2 protein-coding genes are annotated in these 1,368 nt (G+C 41.8%); both read right to left on the reverse strand.

Going from position 1 to position 1,368, the window contains the following annotated elements; genetic code table 11:
• Positions 1-794: Mg-chelatase subunit ChlD (locus IGQ44_02840; protein ID HIK36916.1), on the reverse strand; the 794-nt coding region annotated here is incomplete at its 3' end.
• A gap of 365 nt (positions 795-1,159) precedes the next feature.
• Positions 1,160-1,368, reverse strand: a 209-nt coding sequence (locus IGQ44_02845) for a VWA domain-containing protein (protein ID HIK36917.1), incomplete at its 5' end; no start/stop codon positions are given.

Here is a 1,368-nt window from a genome sequence, read left to right on the forward strand (position 1 = left end):
ATGGAGGCCCAGAAAATACCGTTTTCTACCATAGACTGGGCTAAGGTTGCCGTGGACACCCCGTAACGAGTTACTTTGCTTTGAATCCGCTTTACCTCTTCTTGATATTTCTTCACATCGGCTATAGTTAAGTCTTGGGGCGGCTTGTTGGCTACGGCGGCAAATTGTGCCACTAAAGTTTGTAGTCCCGAATTGGAGCGAGTGGGTGCTGTTTGGGCAAAATAGATGGGGATGGGTGGGGCTTGTTTCTCCATTTGCTGATAGTTCTCATAACTTGCTAGTGCTACAAATATGTTAGGCTGTTTTTCCCAAAGGGGCGCCAATTCTTTGGTAGTCATGAAGACCATGGGGCTGTAGGCTATTAGGGGGGAATCGGCAATAGGGGGGATATAGTTTTTGCCGGGGAAGATTTTGTTTATCTGGTATATCAGCTGACTGTAGTAGATTTCACCGTCTACAGAGATTATACTGGGAAATTGAGGGGACTGTGGGGAAATAGTGCCATCAGCCAGTTTTTTACTTAGGTTTATTACTTCGTTTACAACATCTCCACTCCCACGCACATCGCAGGTTAAATAGAAACGTTGACCGTTGTCCAGTTTTGGTTTGCTAGAATTAAGTTTTTCGGCTATTCGTCTACAGAATTCTCCCAAATCACTGCCTGCCAGGAATTTTATTTCTATTCCATGATTTCCAGTTTGTCCAATTCCTAACCCAAGGCACCCCGTGAGTAGAAGTAAAGAGGAAACTGCGGCAATAATTGGTCTTTTTCTTTTTCCTCTCCAGTATTGCATATGGACATTTAGGCCACCACTCTTAACATTATCCTAGCATTTCCTTTAGCTTCCTTTGGTTAACAATTGGTTAAACTCTAAGCGGGTTTTATCCCCGGGTACCTAGTTTTATTAATATTAGTTTTATTGTATTATTTCGGCTATTTTTTTGGGGGTTATCAGATTTTAGGCTATGATTTTATAGTATAGAGTATAGATGTAAAACTTCTGCTAGAATTCCAGTTAGCCCTTGCCCGTCAATTCTTAAATAATTTATAGTTTTTCCCTAGGGACAACAACCTCCATTCAACTTGGCAACTCTTTCCAGAATATGAGGGCTAAATTTCCCTTCCTTTCCATAAAGCATCACTCATGAAACTACCTTGTTATAGTTGTTTTTCCAACTCCTCCAGAGTTATCTTGCTAGTGGTATCATCGCCGTCACTGAGAATAACAACGGCATTGATGGCATTGGGTTTAACATTTTGGCGCAACCAGTTTCTGGCAAACAGGGCCCTATCATATAGACTAGTACCCCCATGTGCCTTCAAACCACTAATATAGGCAATCCCCTTATTTTTGCTTTCTGATGTGC

Source organism: Geminocystis sp. M7585_C2015_104 (assembly GCA_015295805.1).
Taxonomy (GTDB): domain Bacteria; phylum Cyanobacteriota; class Cyanobacteriia; order Cyanobacteriales; family Cyanobacteriaceae; genus DVEF01.